This is a genomic window from Niallia sp. XMNu-256 (assembly GCF_036670015.1).
GTDB lineage: Bacteria > Bacillota > Bacilli > Bacillales > Cytobacillaceae > Bacillus_BD.
Window position 1 is genome coordinate 212,074 of record NZ_CP137636.1, and the last position, 17,884, is coordinate 229,957.

At 36.9% G+C, this 17,884-nt stretch carries 16 protein-coding genes and 1 riboswitch; of the genes, 4 read left to right on the forward strand and 12 right to left on the reverse strand.

What is annotated here, in order from left to right; all coding sequences use genetic code 11:
- Positions 1-6 precede the first annotated feature (6 nt).
- The 3 genes from R4Z10_RS01110 to R4Z10_RS01120 form a co-directional block, all read right to left on the reverse strand.
- A complete protein-coding gene (locus R4Z10_RS01110) occupies positions 7-945 on the reverse strand; it encodes an EamA family transporter (protein ID WP_338471408.1) in 939 nt (312 codons plus the stop codon).
- 369 nt (positions 946-1,314) lie between these two features.
- A complete protein-coding gene (locus R4Z10_RS01115) occupies positions 1,315-1,956 on the reverse strand; it encodes a response regulator transcription factor (RefSeq protein ID WP_338471409.1) in 642 nt (213 codons plus the stop codon).
- On the reverse strand, positions 1,957-2,784 hold the full coding sequence (locus R4Z10_RS01120) for a histidine kinase (RefSeq protein WP_338471410.1): 828 nt from the start codon (positions 2,782-2,784) through the stop codon (positions 1,957-1,959).
- A gap of 308 nt (positions 2,785-3,092) precedes the next feature.
- On the opposite strand from R4Z10_RS01120, the gene R4Z10_RS01125 reads away from it, so the two are divergent.
- Together R4Z10_RS01125 and R4Z10_RS01130 are read left to right on the forward strand one after the other, a co-directional pair.
- A complete protein-coding gene (locus tag R4Z10_RS01125) occupies positions 3,093-3,674 on the forward strand; it encodes a copper resistance protein CopC (protein ID WP_338471411.1) in 582 nt (193 codons plus the stop codon).
- Between the two features lie 3 nt (positions 3,675-3,677).
- On the forward strand, positions 3,678-4,769 hold the full coding sequence (locus tag R4Z10_RS01130; protein WP_338471412.1) for a CopD family protein: 1,092 nt from the start codon (positions 3,678-3,680) through the stop codon (positions 4,767-4,769).
- Positions 4,770-4,921: 152 nt separating this feature from the next.
- On the opposite strand, the gene R4Z10_RS01135 is transcribed toward R4Z10_RS01130, so the two are convergent.
- From R4Z10_RS01135 to R4Z10_RS01175, 9 genes are all read right to left on the reverse strand, one after another.
- Positions 4,922-5,680: an arylamine N-acetyltransferase gene (locus tag R4Z10_RS01135; RefSeq protein ID WP_338471413.1), complete on the reverse strand. Its 759-nt coding sequence runs from the start codon at positions 5,678-5,680 to the stop codon at positions 4,922-4,924.
- 48 nt (positions 5,681-5,728) lie between these two features.
- Positions 5,729-6,043: a multidrug efflux SMR transporter gene (locus R4Z10_RS01140; RefSeq protein WP_338471414.1), complete on the reverse strand. Its 315-nt coding sequence runs from the start codon at positions 6,041-6,043 to the stop codon at positions 5,729-5,731.
- Entirely contained in the window at positions 6,043-6,384 is a 342-nt protein-coding gene (locus tag R4Z10_RS01145; RefSeq protein WP_338471415.1) for an SMR family transporter, read from the reverse strand. The genes R4Z10_RS01140 and R4Z10_RS01145 overlap by 1 nt, the downstream gene beginning before the upstream one ends.
- A 228-nt stretch (positions 6,385-6,612) precedes the next feature.
- Positions 6,613-6,711: riboswitch (guanidine-I (ykkC/yxkD leader) on the reverse strand.
- 188 nt (positions 6,712-6,899) lie between these two features.
- Entirely contained in the window at positions 6,900-8,660 is a 1,761-nt protein-coding gene (locus R4Z10_RS01150; protein WP_338471416.1) for a glycoside hydrolase family 3 N-terminal domain-containing protein, read from the reverse strand.
- Between the two features lie 231 nt (positions 8,661-8,891).
- Positions 8,892-9,788, reverse strand: coding sequence for a glycine betaine ABC transporter substrate-binding protein (locus tag R4Z10_RS01155; protein ID WP_338471417.1), 897 nt, complete (start codon positions 9,786-9,788; stop codon positions 8,892-8,894).
- Between the two features lie 62 nt (positions 9,789-9,850).
- The gene (locus R4Z10_RS01160; RefSeq protein ID WP_338471418.1) at positions 9,851-10,708 is read right to left on the reverse strand and encodes a proline/glycine betaine ABC transporter permease; all 858 of its coding nucleotides are present in this window, start codon (positions 10,706-10,708) and stop codon (positions 9,851-9,853) included.
- Positions 10,701-11,900 carry a glycine betaine/L-proline ABC transporter ATP-binding protein gene (locus R4Z10_RS01165; protein WP_338471419.1) on the reverse strand — a complete coding sequence of 400 codons (1,200 nt, stop codon included), beginning with the start codon at positions 11,898-11,900 and terminating at the stop codon, positions 10,701-10,703. The genes R4Z10_RS01160 and R4Z10_RS01165 overlap by 8 nt, the downstream gene beginning before the upstream one ends.
- A 396-nt stretch (positions 11,901-12,296) precedes the next feature.
- Positions 12,297-12,845: a GbsR/MarR family transcriptional regulator gene (locus tag R4Z10_RS01170; protein ID WP_338471420.1), complete on the reverse strand. Its 549-nt coding sequence runs from the start codon at positions 12,843-12,845 to the stop codon at positions 12,297-12,299.
- A gap of 151 nt (positions 12,846-12,996) precedes the next feature.
- Positions 12,997-13,827 (reverse strand): TetR/AcrR family transcriptional regulator, encoded by an 831-nt coding sequence (locus tag R4Z10_RS01175; RefSeq protein ID WP_338471421.1) that lies wholly within the window; start codon positions 13,825-13,827, stop codon positions 12,997-12,999.
- 97 nt (positions 13,828-13,924) lie between these two features.
- Here R4Z10_RS01175 and R4Z10_RS01180 point away from each other — a divergent pair, with 97 nt between their 5' ends.
- Positions 13,925-17,014, forward strand: a complete 3,090-nt coding sequence (locus tag R4Z10_RS01180) for an efflux RND transporter permease subunit (protein ID WP_338473134.1) — start codon at positions 13,925-13,927, stop codon at positions 17,012-17,014.
- 288 nt (positions 17,015-17,302) lie between these two features.
- Positions 17,303-17,806 carry a DUF1648 domain-containing protein gene (locus R4Z10_RS01185; RefSeq protein ID WP_338471422.1) on the forward strand — a complete coding sequence of 168 codons (504 nt, stop codon included), beginning with the start codon at positions 17,303-17,305 and terminating at the stop codon, positions 17,804-17,806.
- The last annotated feature ends 78 nt before the right edge of the window (positions 17,807-17,884 follow it).

The following is a 17,884-nucleotide window of genomic DNA, read 5'->3' on the forward strand; positions in this document are numbered from 1 at the left end:
TCAGAATTAACTGATTTTGAGGGGTTTTTTAGCTTGCTTTGCCTTAGCGGAAGAAGTTTTTTTATTGTAAGCGAGTAATACGATCATCCCAATAATACAGGCCGTACCCACCCATTGAAAAACTCCGAAAGGCTCTTTTAACCAGAAGACCGTTATTAAAACAGCTGCTAACGGTTCTATTGTGCCTAGAAGGCTGGTTTCTTTAGGGGAGAGACTTTGTAGACTTTTAATATAAAACCAAAAAGCAAGCATTGTACCGAAAAGGATGACAAATATTAAGTATAGATAGGCTTCTGTTGTTAAGGCTGTGAAGTCTATTTGCCAAGGAGGGTGGATAAAGCTTAATGATAAGCCCCCAATGATCATTGCCCATCCGACAATAACAAGAGAATCATATTGGGAAAGGAGTGGTCCGGCATATAAGGTATAGAAGGCCAAAGCAATACCTGATAATATTCCCCAAACAATGGCTGGTGTAGGCACAGATAACCCGGAAATAGAACCATTCGTTAATAGGAGGAAACAACCACCTAAAGCGAGTGAAACAGTTAATAAATCCTTTTGTGTCAATACAGCCTGTTTACGTAAATGCAAATAAATAATGATCATGACGGGTGCTAAATATTGTAATAGAGTTGCCACAGCGGCATTCCCATGGTTAATGGATGCCATGTAGGTATACTGAACCGCAAGCATGCCCAGTAATCCAAGAATAACGAGTCTAACGGCTGTTTTTTTCTTTTTCCATACGCTAAAAACCTGTAAACGGTCCTTCCGTAAAAATTGAATGGTCAATAGTAAAAAACCAGCGATGAGCAATCGGGTCGTTACTAGCCAATTAACGTCGATTCCATATTGTTGAAACAGCTTCTGTGAGGCAGTTCCACCAACTCCCCAAAATAGTGCCCCAGTGATAACAAGCAACATTCCCTTGCGTCTATTCATTTTTCATTCTCCACCTAAAAATATAAAAATAGGATAATTATAGTTATATGATAATTGGATATGACTTGGTAGTATACCGAAATTGAATGAAAAAGTATAAGGATATTAAGGTGGGAATGTGCAAAAGAGGGATTTCACTAGATTAACACTTCTTCTATTTAGGGAATAGTTTCGTTTAACTATTCTCTAAAAGATGTGAATGACCTTCTAATATCTAAGAGTTTAATAGAATACGAATAAGTACACCCAAACGAATAGGACAGAGTCAGAAGTTGGCAGAGGTTTAAAACTGGGTAAGAATTGTGAAAGGATGTAGTCGGATGGAGAGGTGAAAAACTGTATAACGAGTTCACACCTCATTCGACAAAGCTATTCCACCAAACCTTGTTGAAAGGCATAACTGGTTAACTGCACTCGGTTATCTAAATGAAGCTTACTTAATATATTCTTTAGGTGACTTTTAACCGTATGTTCCGAAATAAATAGGGTCTCTGAAATTTCCCTATTTGATAATCCCTTAGCCACTAATTGCAGAACCTCTAATTCCCGTAGAGACAAAGGTGTTTTTTCTTTCACGATTGGTTTACTATGGGGGAATTCCTTTAAGATTTGAAAGGCTATTTCCTTAGACATTGGGACTTCATCTAGGGCAAAGGCTTTTAAATGCTCATACCATGCTTCTGATTGGAGATTTTTTAGTAAATATCCTTGAGCCCCTTTTTTTAGTGCATCAAATAAATCCGTAATATCATCGGATACAGTAATCATTACAATTTTTACTGAGGGGAATTGAAGCTTAATTCTTTTAGTTGCCTCTAGCCCATCCATAACCGGCATTTGAATATCCATCAGAATGATATCTGGCATTAACTCTTCAGTCAGTTGAATGGCTTCTTCTCCATTCTTCGCTTCTCCAATAATAAGGAAGTCATCATACTCCTCTAAGATTTCCCGAATTGCTTCTCTTGCATGAGAGTGATCGTCTACAATTAATATACGAAAAGGCTGCACTTATTTTCCCTCCTTTTTTAAGGTAATGATGGTTTCACTTTCAATCCTCTTCATAGAAAAATCCCAATTCATATCTTTTGCTCTGTCTTTAATGATTTGTAATCCATATCCCTTGCTAGATGTAAGTGTTTCATCGGTGAAGCCTACTCCCCGATCAATAACTTTACAAATCCAACCATGATTGATTTCCTTTGCTTCAATCCAAATTTGATTTGTATTGGCATGCTTTATGACGTTCACAATGGCCTCTTTTATACAGGAGAATAACTCAACTTTCTCTTTAGGTGACAATAAATCCTCATTAATGTCCCAATTTAAATCAACATCTATTAAATGTTGATTTTTAAGTTCTGTTACATATTGATAGATGGTTTCCGTCCAACTGAAAGGACTTTCAACAGGTATGTATTTTAAGTTTGTAATTGCTTGACGAGTATCCTCGTGAATATGTTGTAAGGTTTGTTTAATTTTTTGAAAATCAGAATCATGTTGGAGTCCATTTTTTCGACTAAATTTATTTACTTTTACAGATAATAGAAAAAGAGATTGGGCAATTCCGTCATGAAGTTCCCTTGCTAATTTTTCTCGCTCAATAAGTGCAGCTTTTTTCTCCTTTTCCAACCGAAGTTCTTCTGCCATTCTTTCTAAAATAGTAAATAAACGTCGTACAAATACGAGTGTAATGATAAAAACAAATAATGGAGAGAGGTAATTCCCCAATTCCATAGAGATAAAAGACAGAAGAAATTCATGACGTAAATATTCCCATAAGGCAATGGTAATCGTTGGGGTTATTAAAATTAGCCATTTAATCTGTTTATAGTTCAAGCTTCCACCCTTTTCTTTATACTGCAATATGTCTATATTTTAACATCTATTCAATGATTATTAATAATTATGCTTTAAAATCACTCTTTCGGGGTATTATGTAATATTTCCGCTGTATATATAATGTTATATAGAAATACCATAATTTTATTCAGGAATTTTTTGTACAAAGCTTGCGATAGGTGTAGTTTTCCTTCCACTTTAATAAGTGGAGCATTAAATCTAAGCTGATTAAGTTTTTCCACCGATCGATGAATCGGATTTTTTAAACCTTAGACAACTATAAAATAATAGGGGGAGGAATTAGTTTGAAACGTATATTTATAATGATAACGGCATTCTTATTAGCCATTTGTATTTCAACGAGTGCACTAGCCCACTCGCATTTAGGCGCATCAAATCCAGCGGATGGAGACGTTGTTACTGAACCATTAAATGAAATTAGGCTTGAATTCGACGCTAACATTGAGCAAGGCAGCTACATAGAGGTTACAACAACAGAGGGGCAAGAAGTTGAAATTCAGGAAGAGATTATAGAAGGGGACACTTTGACTGCTCCACTTCCTAAACCACTTTCAGATGGCGAATATCAAGTGAATTGGAATATCATTAGTGCGGACGGTCACCCTTTAGAAGGTGAATTCTCTTTTACAGTAGACGCTGAAATTCCTGAATCTGCGGAGGAGGAAACGATAGAGCCATCAGAAACAACGGAAGCGAATGGGGGGGAGGAATCCACCGAATCAGCTCAGGAACTAACAGAAAATGAGACGTCAACCATTTCAGCTGATGCGGAAGAACAAGAGACATCCAAATTAACAATGATTCTAATTGTTCTAGTTCTTGTCATTGTAATTGGCGGTTTCCTCTTGCTTAGAAAAAGGAAATAGGGTATGGATCTATTAATTATTATTAGTCAAACGCTTCTATATTTATGCTTTTCGGTATTAGCAGGGAGCTTTGCTCTACTGCTTGTACCAAAGGAATATCGTCCAGATCTTAATATACCAAAACGATTATTACTTATTAGTGCAGTTACCCTGCCTGTCTTTGCGTTTTTCCCTGTACTTGATATCGCCTTGTTTATTTCTCCTCGTTTAGGTTTAGTGGAAGCTCTAAAAATGGTTTTAACAACCTATACAGCTGGTACCTTATGGAATTTTACCTTGCTTGGTTCTGTTTTGTTAGTCCTATTAATTACCTTGGTGAGACCTATTGAAAAGAGAAGCTTTGCCCTTTTAGGGATGATGCTCACATTCGGGTTAATGTTAACAGTTGCTTGGTCAAGCCATGCGGCCTCTATGGATCCAACTATAGGGATTGTCAGTGATTTTGTGCATTTAGCTGCTGTCAGTATTTGGGTGGGGATCTTACTTATCGTTGGTTGGTGTTCACGGAATCATGAAAATTGGTTTAAATTTTTAAGTTGGTTTTCAGTGGTAGCAATTTGCTGTCTAGTTGCCACAGCCCTTAGTGGTTTTCTCTTAATGGATGTATTGGTGGATGATTATACAGATTCTTGGATGGTATCTTACGGACAAGGATTATTTATTAAACATTTATTCTTGCTTCCGGTTATCTTTTACGCTTTGGTGAATGGGTTTGTTGTGAAATATAAACTCTCAAAAAATCCTACATTTAATCCGATTCCTTGGATTCGTGTAGAGGGTTTTATTTTATTTGTCATTTTCTTGATAACCGCTATTTTTACACAACAATCTCCAGCCCATGGTCATTATTTAACAAGTGAGGCAGTGTCACCTATATTCCGTTTATTCCACAGTGACATGATTGATCCAGGAAGCACAATCGGCTTTGCTTTGAATGCCAATACAGCATCCTTCTTAGTGCTATCTATTTTATTCTTAGCGTTAATGGGATTATCGTTTTTCAAAAGGGCGTCGATTTACGTATCTTTTCTGTTTAGTTGTTTATTTGTTTTAAGTATCTATCTCATGTTCATGATGACTGTAGTGGTTCGATAATAGACCTATAAAAAACTACGATGATTAAAATCCATTTTGATAACTTTTCAAAATGGATTTTTTTGCATGTTGAGAATAATGAATGGACCATTCATTATTCTTGACAGATGAAACACCAGATAACCCCGGTGTTTCATCACTCTATCCAGAAATTATAACTCCAATTGAAAGTAATGCCGAACTGCTTCCTTAATCTCATGTTCCTTTAACTCTTGCTTCGTTTTTTCACTACCTTCCACAATGGTCAGGCTATTTCCTGATAAGGTAATGCGACCAACTTCTGTTACTCGCGACAAGAAATACATCTTATTGAACTTTGATTGGGGAGAGGTTTCAGTAAGTAGACTGATTGGGCGGATCTTATCTAAATTCCATTGGTTTGAAGGAGTGTCAAAGCGATAGATTGTTTTCCAATCAGCACCTGTCCTTTTTTGTAAATAAAAAAGCGGTTGGGTTTTATCTTTTTTAACTCGGTAATCCCCATCACGATCAATCGCTTCTTCTCCACTGAGTGGAACAGGAAGTCTCGGGCAGTTTCCTCCAAATCCAACGTCTACCAAATATTCCTTGTTTTCTAGCGTAACGATGATGAACATATGACCATTTTCAAGTGCCCACTGGCCATTACCCGCATATACAGTACCTGCCATTAAATAGGCATTAAAACCAATCTCTTTTAACAGATGATAAAATGCTCCGTTTAACTCATAACAAACGCCACCACGTTGATCCATTATGAGCTTTTGATAAAGAGAATCTTTATTTAAGGAAAGGGGTTTTTCCTTCATAATATCCAAATTCTCAAAAGGAACGTTTAGAACATGCTGCTTTTGAAGATAAGCTAGATATTTGAGAGTTAACTCTTCTTTCTTTACCGCTTGAATACGCTCTAAATATTTTTTTATATTCATATTGATCACCTGCTTAAATATAATGTACGGATAGACAAGGGGCTGTATCTATGAAACTAGTTTTAGCCCGATCGCAGAGCTTAATACCATTGCGATAAAGACCAGTCTCTTCCAGTCCTTGGATTCCCCGTAAAAAAACATTCCGACTAAGGCGCCGCCAACCACACCGATTCCTGTCCATATCGCATAGGCTGTACCCATTGGTAAAAATTGCATGGAGTAACTTAATAAAGATAGACTTAACCCAAAACCAATAATTAATAAAAGTACAGTCTGCCAATTTTTCGTTTTTGACAATTGATTAATCATTGCTACACCAAATGTCTCCAATAAACCTGCTAAAATAAGCGCAAACCAAGCCATTAGGATGCCTCTCCTTTCTCAGCGTTTTCATCTGTAACTAACTTCAAACCAATCACTCCTATTAGTAACACTAGGATTAAGAGTATTTTTTCCCATCTAAAAGGTTCACCAAAGAAGAGAATTTCTGAGATAACTGTACCTGCTGTTCCTAACCCTACGAAAATAGCATAAACGGTACCGGCCGGGAGGACTTGGGCCGCTGTTATCATTAAATAGTTGCTCACGATGATACAAATAATCGTTCCAGTCCAAGTCCAAAAATCATATGAATGAGATAATCCAATTACCCAGAAAATCTCCAAAAAAGCTGCAACAAATACTTTTATCCAATGTCGATTCATTGATAGACACCTCCAAATATTCAAATTTGCCTTGGCGAATTTGCGCCCAGATTTTCTCGAGATATCCTGAAAAATCTATCCGCCGTAGGCTTTAACTTAACTCAGCATTATAAACTCCTACTAAATTTCGCAAAGGTGGATTCAAATTATTCATAGACAGGACTTCTGCTGGGTTAAATTAATGATAACAAAAACAAAAAAGCCCTGGGTGAAAACTGTTTAATCAGTTTCTCCCGGGCTTTTATCCCTCCGTGACACAGCCATGCACTGTGGGTTTTCTCTCGGACCAGACCAACCATTCGTTGCGGAACCCTAGAAAACGCTAAAAAATGTAATTAACTTTTATTATATACCGTTTGAGTACTTTTACAAGGTTAATGAACTGGAAAATAAATAAATGCTTTGTGAGCTAGTATGTTAAATCTAAAATAAGAATAAATCTACCTCGAATGTTGAAAAAGCCCAACGCCTTGTTTTTTTAGGTGGTTGGGCTTCTTCTTTATAGAATAATTGGATTAGATTCGTGTATCAACAAATCCGCAGAATGGATCTGCTGGGCTTTCGCCTTTAAATTCAGAACGTCCCATTAATTTTTCAACAAGCACTTCTAAGTTCGCTTTTCTGCTGTCATACGCATTGATGTACGTTTTCACTTGAGGTACATCTGGGAGATGATATGGGTATTGAACAGAAACGAAGATTGTCGGAACTTCATGAACATAGAAAGGAATATCTGGTGTTCCTTTACTTGCTGGCCATACGATTCGTTGAACCGTTCCTGGGTTAACGTTGGCAAGGTTGATGATAAGATCATAACTACCAGTTAACTCATGGATCGGTCTCTTTTGAGCATAGACATTTGCAATGGCTGCCGCTCTTTCATCTTCTGGAAGTTTCATGATTCTTTCTTCTGTTGATTCCCAGATCGTCACTTCAAATCCTTGTTCTTCTAATAATTCTTTCATAATATCGACAACTTTTTCTTTACCACCGAGCATTGCGCCGAATCCGCCTTGCACACCTTTTACATCAACTAATAAAACACGTTTATATTTCTCAGGAGTGACAGGCCAAATATCTTGTTTGTCTTTTACTAAAGTGATGGCATGGTCAGCAACTTGTTTGAAAAGTGCTTTGTTTTCAGGAAGGCCAATTTTTGCTAGTGCTTCTTCTTTAGGTAGTAAAATTTCTGTTTTTGACTTTTTGTGAAGACCAAGCATTGCTTTTAGACCTAAAATACGTTCTAATGCTTCTTGCAAACGTTCTTCAGTGATAATTCCTTCTTTATAACCATCCATCATATAACCGAAATCTTCATCTGGATCATTAAAGAATAAGAATAGGTCACAACCTGCTGCAATCGATGTAGGAAGGACTTTGCTTCGCTTCATTGCACCTGTTAAACCAACCATATGGCTGGCGTCTGTAACGACAACGCCGTTAAAGCCTAATTTTCCGCGTAATAGATCTGTAGTGATTTCTTTAGAAAGGGTAGCTGGCATTAGATCTTCGTCTTTTATACCTGGATTAAAATGTCTTTCATATGCAGGTAAATGAATATGTCCAGCCATGATTGAAGGGAGGCCGGCATCAATTAAGCCTTTGTAAACTTTACCAAATGTTTTATCCCATTCTTCTGTTGAATAGCTGTTAACACTAAAGGATAAATGTTGGTCACGCTCATCAACACCATCACCAGGCCAGTGCTTTGCGGCAGGGGCAATTCCGCTTTCTTGGATTCCCTTCATATACGCTAAGCTCATTTCTAAAACTAAATCTGGATCAGCACCGAATGAACGGCTTGAGATAATAGGGTTACGCCAGTTGTAATTAATGTCAACGATCGGGGCAAAGCTCCAATTACAGCCAATCGCAGATGCCTCAACACCAGAAACACGGCCCATTTCATAAGCCCATTTCGGATCATTGGTTGCACCAATTTTTACTTCAACACCAACTTCTGTGCCATCTGTACAAGCTCCATTACCGCCAGCTTCTGTATTAGCTGCAATAAGTAAAGGAATTTTACTTTTTTCTTGAAGAATTTTATTTTGATCATATACTTCTTCGGCTGTACCAGGATTGTAACGAACCGCACCAATATGGTATTTATTGACCGTTTCCGTTAAGTATTCTTCTGTACGACTTGATCCCATATTAACGAATAACTGCCCAATTTTTTCCTCAATCGTCATTGTATTAATCGTATCTTGTACCCACTTTATATCTTCATCAGTAAGATTGAATGGTTTTGCTTTTAAATCAACTTTAGTCATATGTACTCTCCTTTTTAATGAGATAAAAACTCTTATAATGATAGGTTTTCCTATAAACAATGCGTTATTCGCAAAAGCTGCTAGAGTAGTTATAATTAACTAACTCTTGTATACTAGTATATCACAATTTGAAAAGGATATCATTTATCAGCTTAAATGTTAAAATAAAAGTCACAATTTGAAATAAAAAAAGCAAGTAGAGAGCGTGTTCTCTCCACTTGCTTTATCTAATTATTCGATTCCTTCTGTCCACTCAGCTACACGATCTTGGTTAGCTTCAATCCATGCAGCCGCTGCATCTTCTGGGTTTTCTCCATTTTGAACAGCAAGCATGATTTCTTCCATCTCTTCTGGTGACCAGTAAAAGTTATCAAGAATTTGGTAAGCTTCAGGCATGTCTTCTTCTAAGCCTTGACGTACCATTGTATGAATCGATTCCGCTTCACCAAATGTTCCCTTTGGATCTTCTAAATATTTTAATTCATATTGTTGGAATTTCCAGTGTGGAGTCCATCCTGTTACAACAATGTCCTCTTCATTTTTATAGGCTTGACCTAAAGTTGTTGCCATGGCACCACTTGAGGATGTCTGCACTTTCCACCCCTCAAGGTTTGGATATTCTTCTACTGCTCGTTCAGAGGCTGCAACAACCCCAGCACCAGGTTCAATTCCTGTAATTGTTTTATCCGCATGGTCAGCTAGATCCTCAATGGAATTAACATCTTCCATATAGGTTGGAACGACAAGTCCAATTGCTGCACCTTCTAAGTTTGGACCAAGGTCAATTACTTGATCCCCATACTCTTCATATTGAGAAACGTGAGTTCCTGGTAACCAAGCTGATACCATTGCATCTGCTTCACCCTTTGAGACAGCTTCCCACATAATAGCATTATCAAGTGGAGTTAATTTAACATCATAACCCATATCTTCTAATACATGTCCGATCACATGTGTTGCTGCAACTTCTGAATCCCACTCTACATAGGCTAATTCAACTTCTTGACCGTTACCAACAGAATCAGCTTTTTCTGAATTACTTTCCTCAGAAGATGAACAACCTGCGATGAATAATGATAATGACAGGCCTGCTGCCATACTTAGACGTTTCCAATTCCATTTAATCATAAATTTACATTCCCCTTTTCATAATAATGTGAACTGTCTCTTCATCTAGAAAAGATAGTAACTTAGGATTTTTTTCGATTAATGTTTTGGGTTAAGCGGTCAATAATAATCGCTAAAATAACAATCCCAAGACCAGCGACAAATCCTGTTCCGACTTGAGCTCGTTGTAGGGAAGAAAGAACTTCTCTCCCAAGACCTGGAGCACCAATCATTGAGGCGATAACAACCATGGACAGGGCCAACATGACAGTTTGGTTAATGCCCGCCATAATTGTTGATTTAGCCATTGGAAGTTCAACTTTGAACAACTTTTGCACGCCTGTACTACCAAATGCATCTGACGCTTCCACCAATTCATTTGGAACTTGTCGAATTCCTAAATTGGTAAAACGAACGGTTGGCGGTGTAGCGAAAATTAAAGAAGCGAATACACCTGGTACCATCCCAATTCCAAAGAATGCTACAGCTGGAATTAAATAAACAAAGGCTGGCATGGTCTGCATAAAGTCTAGAATCGGTTTAATAATTGCATTGGCTGTATTGCTTTTCGACATTAAAATTCCGATTGGCACTCCAATAATGATCGACAAGATACTAGCAATCAACACAAGAGTTACCGTATTCATTAAATTTTCCCAGTGTCCTTGGTTATAAATTAACCACAATCCAACAATTGAGAAAGCAGCCAATCCAAATTTTTTCCCAGATACAAAAAATGCTAATAAGGCCACAAGTAGGATGAAAATAATAGGTGGAATGGCTAGCAATACGTCTTCTGCCATAAATTCCATAAAGTTACCAAAATGTTTATTGATTGGATCAAATATAAAGGCAAAGGTTTCGGTTAACCAATCGGTTACCTTTTCCGTCGCTTTAGCAATTTGAATTTTGGGTATAAATTCTAATAATCCATTAAGCATGACTTAGATTCACCTCACTCTCACCAGCAAGGGCCCCAATAACCGTCCCCCGAACAATGATTCCAGCTAATTTTCCATCTTCAACAACAGCTACCGGAATAGGGGAGCCATAAATAATCGAGAAGATATCATGGATTGTTGTGTCTTTTTCAACTGTTGGTACATCCGTTTTAATAATCGTTTTTAAATCTGTTACTCCATTGTTTCTTGCATCTAACGCATCATCAGCTGTAACATAACCCATTAGTTTTCGCTGATTATCGAGAACAAAAATGGAAGAAATTCCTTCTTCACGCATTCTTTCCAAGGCAACCCTTGGTCCGTGTCTTTCGATATTGATGGCTTCAGGACGTTTCATAATATGATGGGCGGTCAATACTTTTGAACGATCGACATCTTCAACAAATCGCTCAACATAAGAATTTGCTGGATTGACAAGGATTTCTTCAGGTGTACCGATTTGAACGATCACCCCGTCCCTCATAATTGCAATCCGATCGCCAAGACGTAATGCTTCATCTAAATCATGGGTAATGAAAAGAATCGTTTTTTGCATAGTTGATTGTAATTCGAGGAGTTGATCTTGCATGTCTTTACGAATCAGCGGATCTAATGCAGAGAATGCTTCGTCCATCAAAAGTACCTTCGGGTCATTGGCAAGGGCACGTGCAAGTCCTACACGCTGTTGCATTCCACCAGATAGTTGTCCAGGTTTTTGGTGAAGGTAATGACCTAAACCAACTAATTCTAGAGCTTCTGTCGCTCGTTTTTCCCGTTCCTCTTTTGGTACGTTTTGAACCTCTAATCCATATTCTGCATTTTGTAGAATGGTACGATGTGGAAATAAGGCAAACTGCTGAAATACCATACTTAGTTTTTCTCTTCTCACCTTACGAAGGGAAGCTTTATCAAGTTTTGCTAAATCCTCATCATCAATAAAAATATTTCCTATTGATGGTTCTATAAGTCTATTAACTAATCGGATTAATGTCGACTTCCCACTTCCTGAAAGCCCCATAATGACAAAAATTTCTCCTTCCTCAACGGAAAATGAGGCCTTGTTGACACCGACTGTACAGCCAGTTTCTTTTAGGATGGTTTCTTTAGACTTTCCTTCCTCTAAAAGTTTCATCGCTTGCTTGGTATTCTTACCAAAAATCTTTGTTAGGTCTTTCACTTGTATAATGGGCAAAATCATCACCTCTTCATAAGATTATAGATTATTAATCTATTTTTAACGTAATCTATCGTTTTATCTCCATCTAGATACCCAGGTAGAAATGACTTACTTGATTACTATACATGATTAAAAAAACTTTTTCAAACTGCATATACCGTTCGTAATTTACGTACAGTTTATTCTGTATAAAAAATAATCAGAAATCCTTCACTTTTCGCCAAAATCCTCGTAAATCCTTAGAAATATTATTGTGCAAACATTTAACTACTATGAAAAATGATCTGTTTAAATGGTATTTTGATATTTTTATTTTTTAGAACTTGGAAAAAGGGCAATAAAAAAAGAGAACCGATTTCGTTAAGGACAGATATAACCTGACCTATTAACGTTCAATTCCCTTGATACATGCTATTCATTTTTTGGAACAAATTGAAAAATTTCCCCCGATTCAATGACCTTAATAAAATTCATTAGCCATTCGTAATAGCTTTTTGCATAATAAAGCTTTTCTAAATCAAGATTAATTTTATGAATTAATGATTCATCATCTGTTTCCTGCAATAGTTGTTTTAATTTTTCGATCGCCTCGTCAGCTTCTTCCATATTTGTCTCTGTTTGGTTTCTCCAGCGAATGCCAAACAAAGAGGTGAAAGCTTTATACCAATCCTCTTCGGTTTGATATAAATCTTTACGCACGCCTTTTTTGTGAACGGACTCTACCATCTTCATATCGGATAATGCACGAACACCAGTAGACATACTAGTTTTGCTCATTGACAATGCTTCGCGCATATCATCAAGCGTCATGGCGTGATCTGAAAAATATAAAACCCCATAGAGCCTTCCGACTGATGGGTTAATCCCGTACAAATTCATATTTCTAGCAATGGTTTGTATAAAAGTTTCAACAATATACTCATGCTTTTCCCAGTTCAATGAATCCTTTTCTTCTGACAATAGATGTCCCTCCATCTACATATAATCTGAAAATAGTTTAACACACTTGTCAAGTTATGCGAAAATGGTAAGAAATTGATTGGGATAGGGAAATGCGTCTAAAAATGATCTAGAGGCAAAGCGTTAGCTTAGATTTAAGAAAAAAATAGCTTTAAAATTGATAATATTGAAGCAGTAAATAAGCGAACCATTTGCAGTTCGGGTGGTTCCTGATGTTTTCAATTAATCCTTTTACAATCGCAGGAGGATAGGTATGATTTTCTAAATTATTCTTTAATAAAATCAATGACTCTTTTTCGATGGACTCCTCTAATTCATTAACTTTCTGCTCGATAAGGTCAAGAAGGTAATCTTTTGTTATTTTTCCATTATTTGGCTGAAGTAAAAGTCGCATCTCTTCAGTCATAAAAGGAATACGTGAATGCTTGGCAAGAAGGGTTGTTTTTTCCACAAGTGATTGACACAACAAATGTAAATCGACTGGTACGTTATAATACAAAAATAGCTCAGAGTAAAGGTTTAAAAACCCTTTAATACAGTACATTAAATCAAACTTACACTCAGTTACCTTTTCACCGTATATTCGGTGGATCATTGTCATGATAATCTTTTCGATCCTCTCATTATAAGACCGAAACTTTGTTAATACTTCTTCGTTTATGGATTTCATTTGTTCATTAATAAAAATTCTTGCAAAATCTAAATGCTGTTGAAAAAAGCGGTAAGAAGTGTAATAAAAATCAAAGAGGATATCTTGTTCATTTTGTGAACGGTTGACTATATAGTCAATATCAGAAATAATTTGGATCATAAATTGATCGATGAGTGTCTCTATCAATTCATCCTTTGACTTGAACGATAAGTAAAAGGCCCCTTTAGAAATGCCGCAATAATCCGTTATTTGTTGAATGGAAGTAGCCCCAAAACCCTGCTTGGCAAATAGTTCTGTTGCTTTTTCCATAATTAATTGTTTCTTAGTCATCTATACATTCTCTCCTAGTATCATTCGTTGACAAATGACTGGCTAGTCATTATTATAAAAAAGTGAGTCAAAAGAGTCAATAAGGGTAGGTGTAATGGTGAGAGGTTTAGTTGATTTTGTTTTGAAGAACAAATTAGCCGTTTGGTTGCTTACGATTATTATAACCGTTTCTGGGATTTATTCTGGTACTAGGATGAAAATGGAAACGATACCTGATATTTCAATTCCATATTTAATGATTATGGACGTGTATCCAGGGGCAACACCAGAAAAGGTAATGGAAGATGTGTCTATACCAATTGAGAAGGCGGTTGAAGGGCTTGAGGATGTAAAAGCCGTGTACTCGAATTCATACTCGAATATGTCAAATATTCAAGTAGAGTATGAATATGGCACAGATATGGACGAGGCAAAACGGGCATTGCAGTCTGCGTTAGAAGTAGTCGAACTGCCTGAAATAGCACAAGAACCAGTAATTACTGCACTTAGCATGAATATGATGCCAGTAGTGGCCTTAAGTGTAAGTAGTGGTACCGAGGACATTGTTGAATTAACCTCGACAGTTGAAGAGGTTCTTTTGCCAAAAATTGAAAAGTTAGATGGTGTCGGAAATGCTACGATTACTGGACAGCATATTGAAGAGGTAGAACTTCAATACAACCAAGAAAAGTTAGAAGAGCTTGGCTTAACAGAGCAAGATGTGAAGGATATGATCCAAGCGAGTAACTTAGGTGTGTCACTAGGATTATATGAGTTTGAAGAAGGGGAGCAAGCTATAAGAGTTGACGGGAAGTTCATGACTGAAGAAGAATTACAAGAAATGCTCATTCCAGTCACACCAAGCGAAACAAATCCTGCTCCATTTGTTAAATTAAGTGATATTGCCGCAATTGAATTAGTCGGTAAAGTAGAATCTGTCGCAAGAACAAATGGCGAAGATGCCATAGCGATTCAAATAGTGAAAGAACAACAAGCCAACACAGTAGATGTCGTAAATGATGTTAAAGAATTAGTTGCAGATGAAGAAGAAAGAATTGAAGGCTTAAAAGTCGATATTTCTCTTGATCAAGGAGAACCGATCGAAGAAGCTGTGTTTACTATGGTAGAAAAGGCCGTATTTGGTGGTTTAATCGCTGTATTGATCATTCTTTTATTCCTTCGTGATTTTAAATCAACGATTATTTCAATAATTTCCATCCCGGTATCAATCTTTATGGCATTCTTACTTTTAAATTGGCTGGATATTACGTTAAATATTATGACATTAGGTGCAGTCACAGTAGCGATTGGACGGGTGATTGATGACTCGATTGTTGTTGTTGAAAATATTTATCGAAGACTCCATTTAAAGGGAGAAAAATTATCGGGTCGTGCATTAATCCGTGAAGCGACCATTGAAATGTTTAAACCCATTTTATCCTCTACATTAGTAACAGTAGCTGTATTTGCTCCATTAATTTTTGTAGGTGGGATGGTCGGCGAATTGTTCAAGCCGTTTGCATTAACAATGACATTTTCATTAGGTGCATCTCTATTAGTTGCAATTACAATTGTACCGGCTTTATCACATACTTTATTTAAGAAAAAGCTATACAGTGAAAAGACTGAAATTAAGCATAAGGAAGCTGGGAAACTAGCAAACTCGTATAAGAAAGTCTTGAAATGGTCATTAAACCATAAAGTGATTACCTCATTGATTTCGGTCATTTTATTAGGCGGAAGCATTGCGTTAATGCCATTAATTGGTTTTAGTTTCTTAGGTTCTGAAGAAGAAAAGGTTATGTATTTAACCTATACTCCTGCAGCTGGGGAGCTTGAAGAAGAAACATTGAAGAATATCTCTATAGTTGAAGAAGAATTGCTTAAACGAGATGATATTGAAATTCTTCAATTATCGGTTACAGACAGCAGTGATCCGATGGCTGCCATGATGGGTGGAGGAGCAAACGGTGCACTCATGTACCTGATTTTTGATGATGAATTGGAAAACTTCCCAGAAGTACGCAATGAAATAGAAGAGTATGTCTTTAATATGGAACAATCTGGGGAATGGAAAAACCAAGACTTTGCTTCTATGGGCTTTGCTTCAAATGAGGTAAGTTACACATTTTACAGTGAAAATTTAGTTAGATTAAATGAAGCTGTGAAAATGGTTGAAGAAGTTATGAATGAAAATAATCGCTTAGAAGATGTATCATCAACCGCAAAGGATGCTTTTGTAGAATATACCTTTAAAGTGGATCAAGAAGAATTACTGCAATATGGTTTAACAGCAGGCCAAATTGTCATGATGCTAGCTCCAGATCATTCAAAAGATGTATTAACTACCATTGAAAAAGACGGCGAATCTTTAGATGTTATAGTGAAGAAAGAGCAAGCTGCTGGAGAACAGCCTAAATCAATTGATGAAATGCTGGAAAAGCAAATACCAACTGCATTAGGAACAATGATGCCGTTAAAAGAGCTTGTAACCGTTGAAGAAGGGACAACATTAAATACATTATCTCGGAGTGCTGGAGAGTATTATGCAACCGTTTCAGGAAAAATTTTAGACAAGGATATTTCAAAAGCGACAGCAGAAGTGGATGCAGCGATAGAGGAACTTGATTTACCTAAAGGTGTAACAGTGGGTATAGACGGGGTTGCTGCAGATATGCAAGAAACCTTTACACAACTTGGAATTGCTATGATCGCAGCAGTAGCGATTGTCTACTTTATTCTCGTTGTTACATTTGGTGAAGGACTTGCTCCATTTGCCATTCTTTTCTCATTGCCATTTACAATCATTGGTTCATTTGTCGGGTTATGGATTACAGGGGAAACCATTTCTGTACAGGTAATGATGGGTCTCTTAATGTTAATTGGGATCGTTGTTACGAATGCGATTGTACTGGTTGACCGAATTATCCGCATGGAAAAGGCTGGAATGAGTATGCGTGAAGCCATCTTAGAAGCGGGAGCAACCCGTCTGCGTCCAATCTTGATGACGGCGATTGCTACAATTGGTGCATTGCTACCACTAGCATTCGGGTCAGGTGGCGGAGGTCTCATTTCCAAAGACTTAGGAATTACGGTTATAGGCGGATTAATCAGTTCAACTGCCTTAACATTGATTATCGTACCGATCGTTTATGAAATCTTATCAAAGCTTTTAAAGAAAAATCGTAAAGAGGTTCAGGAGAATTAATTGTGTTGAAAGCCTGACAAGAGGGGGACTTCTTGTTGGGTTTTTTTGTTAATATGGGCAAGTGTTTGCTGGAATACGATTAGTTTTACTAGAAATGGTGAAAAAGTGATAGTATTGGTCGGGAATACGATCAATTTTAATCGAAAAACGGGGAAAATGATTGTGTTAGGGGGAAATACCATTGTAGTTAATAATTAAAAAACGGTGATGTAACGGAGGTCTAAATTAAATTTAATTTTGTTAACTATTAAAATTAACTATATGAATGCAGTTAAAGGGGAGGAAAATATGAGTAAAACTTGGAATCGCTCCAAAATCAATATTCCAAAAACAAAGAGTGAATGGGTTTGGGATATCATTGGAGTGACTATTTTCGTGGTTACCACATTCTTTCTATTTTATGTTTGGAATCTCCTTCCAGATAAAGTGCCAGCTCATTATAATGCAGTTGGTGAGGTGGACCGTTGGGGTTCAAAGGCCGAGTTGCTTATTTTGCCTGGTATTGGACTATTTATGTTGCTATTTATGGGAGTACTTGAGAAGTTTCCCGAAATTCATAATTACCCAAAACGCATCAATGAATCAAACGCTGAACAATTTTATCTACACAGCCGGAAGTTATTAAATCAATTGAAAAATATTTGCCTAATTATCTTTTCGATTATATTATTCGAATCTGTATCTATTGCCTTAGGATGGAGTGGCTTTGGTATTTGGCTTATGCCGATTATCCTTGGAGGCACATTTATCCCAATTATTATTGGGTTAGTTAAGCAAAGAAAAATTAAATAATACCTTTAAAAAGAGGGAACGAATCATCGTCTTAATCTCACCCTATTCCAAGAAACATTGATGTAGGTCAATTTATCC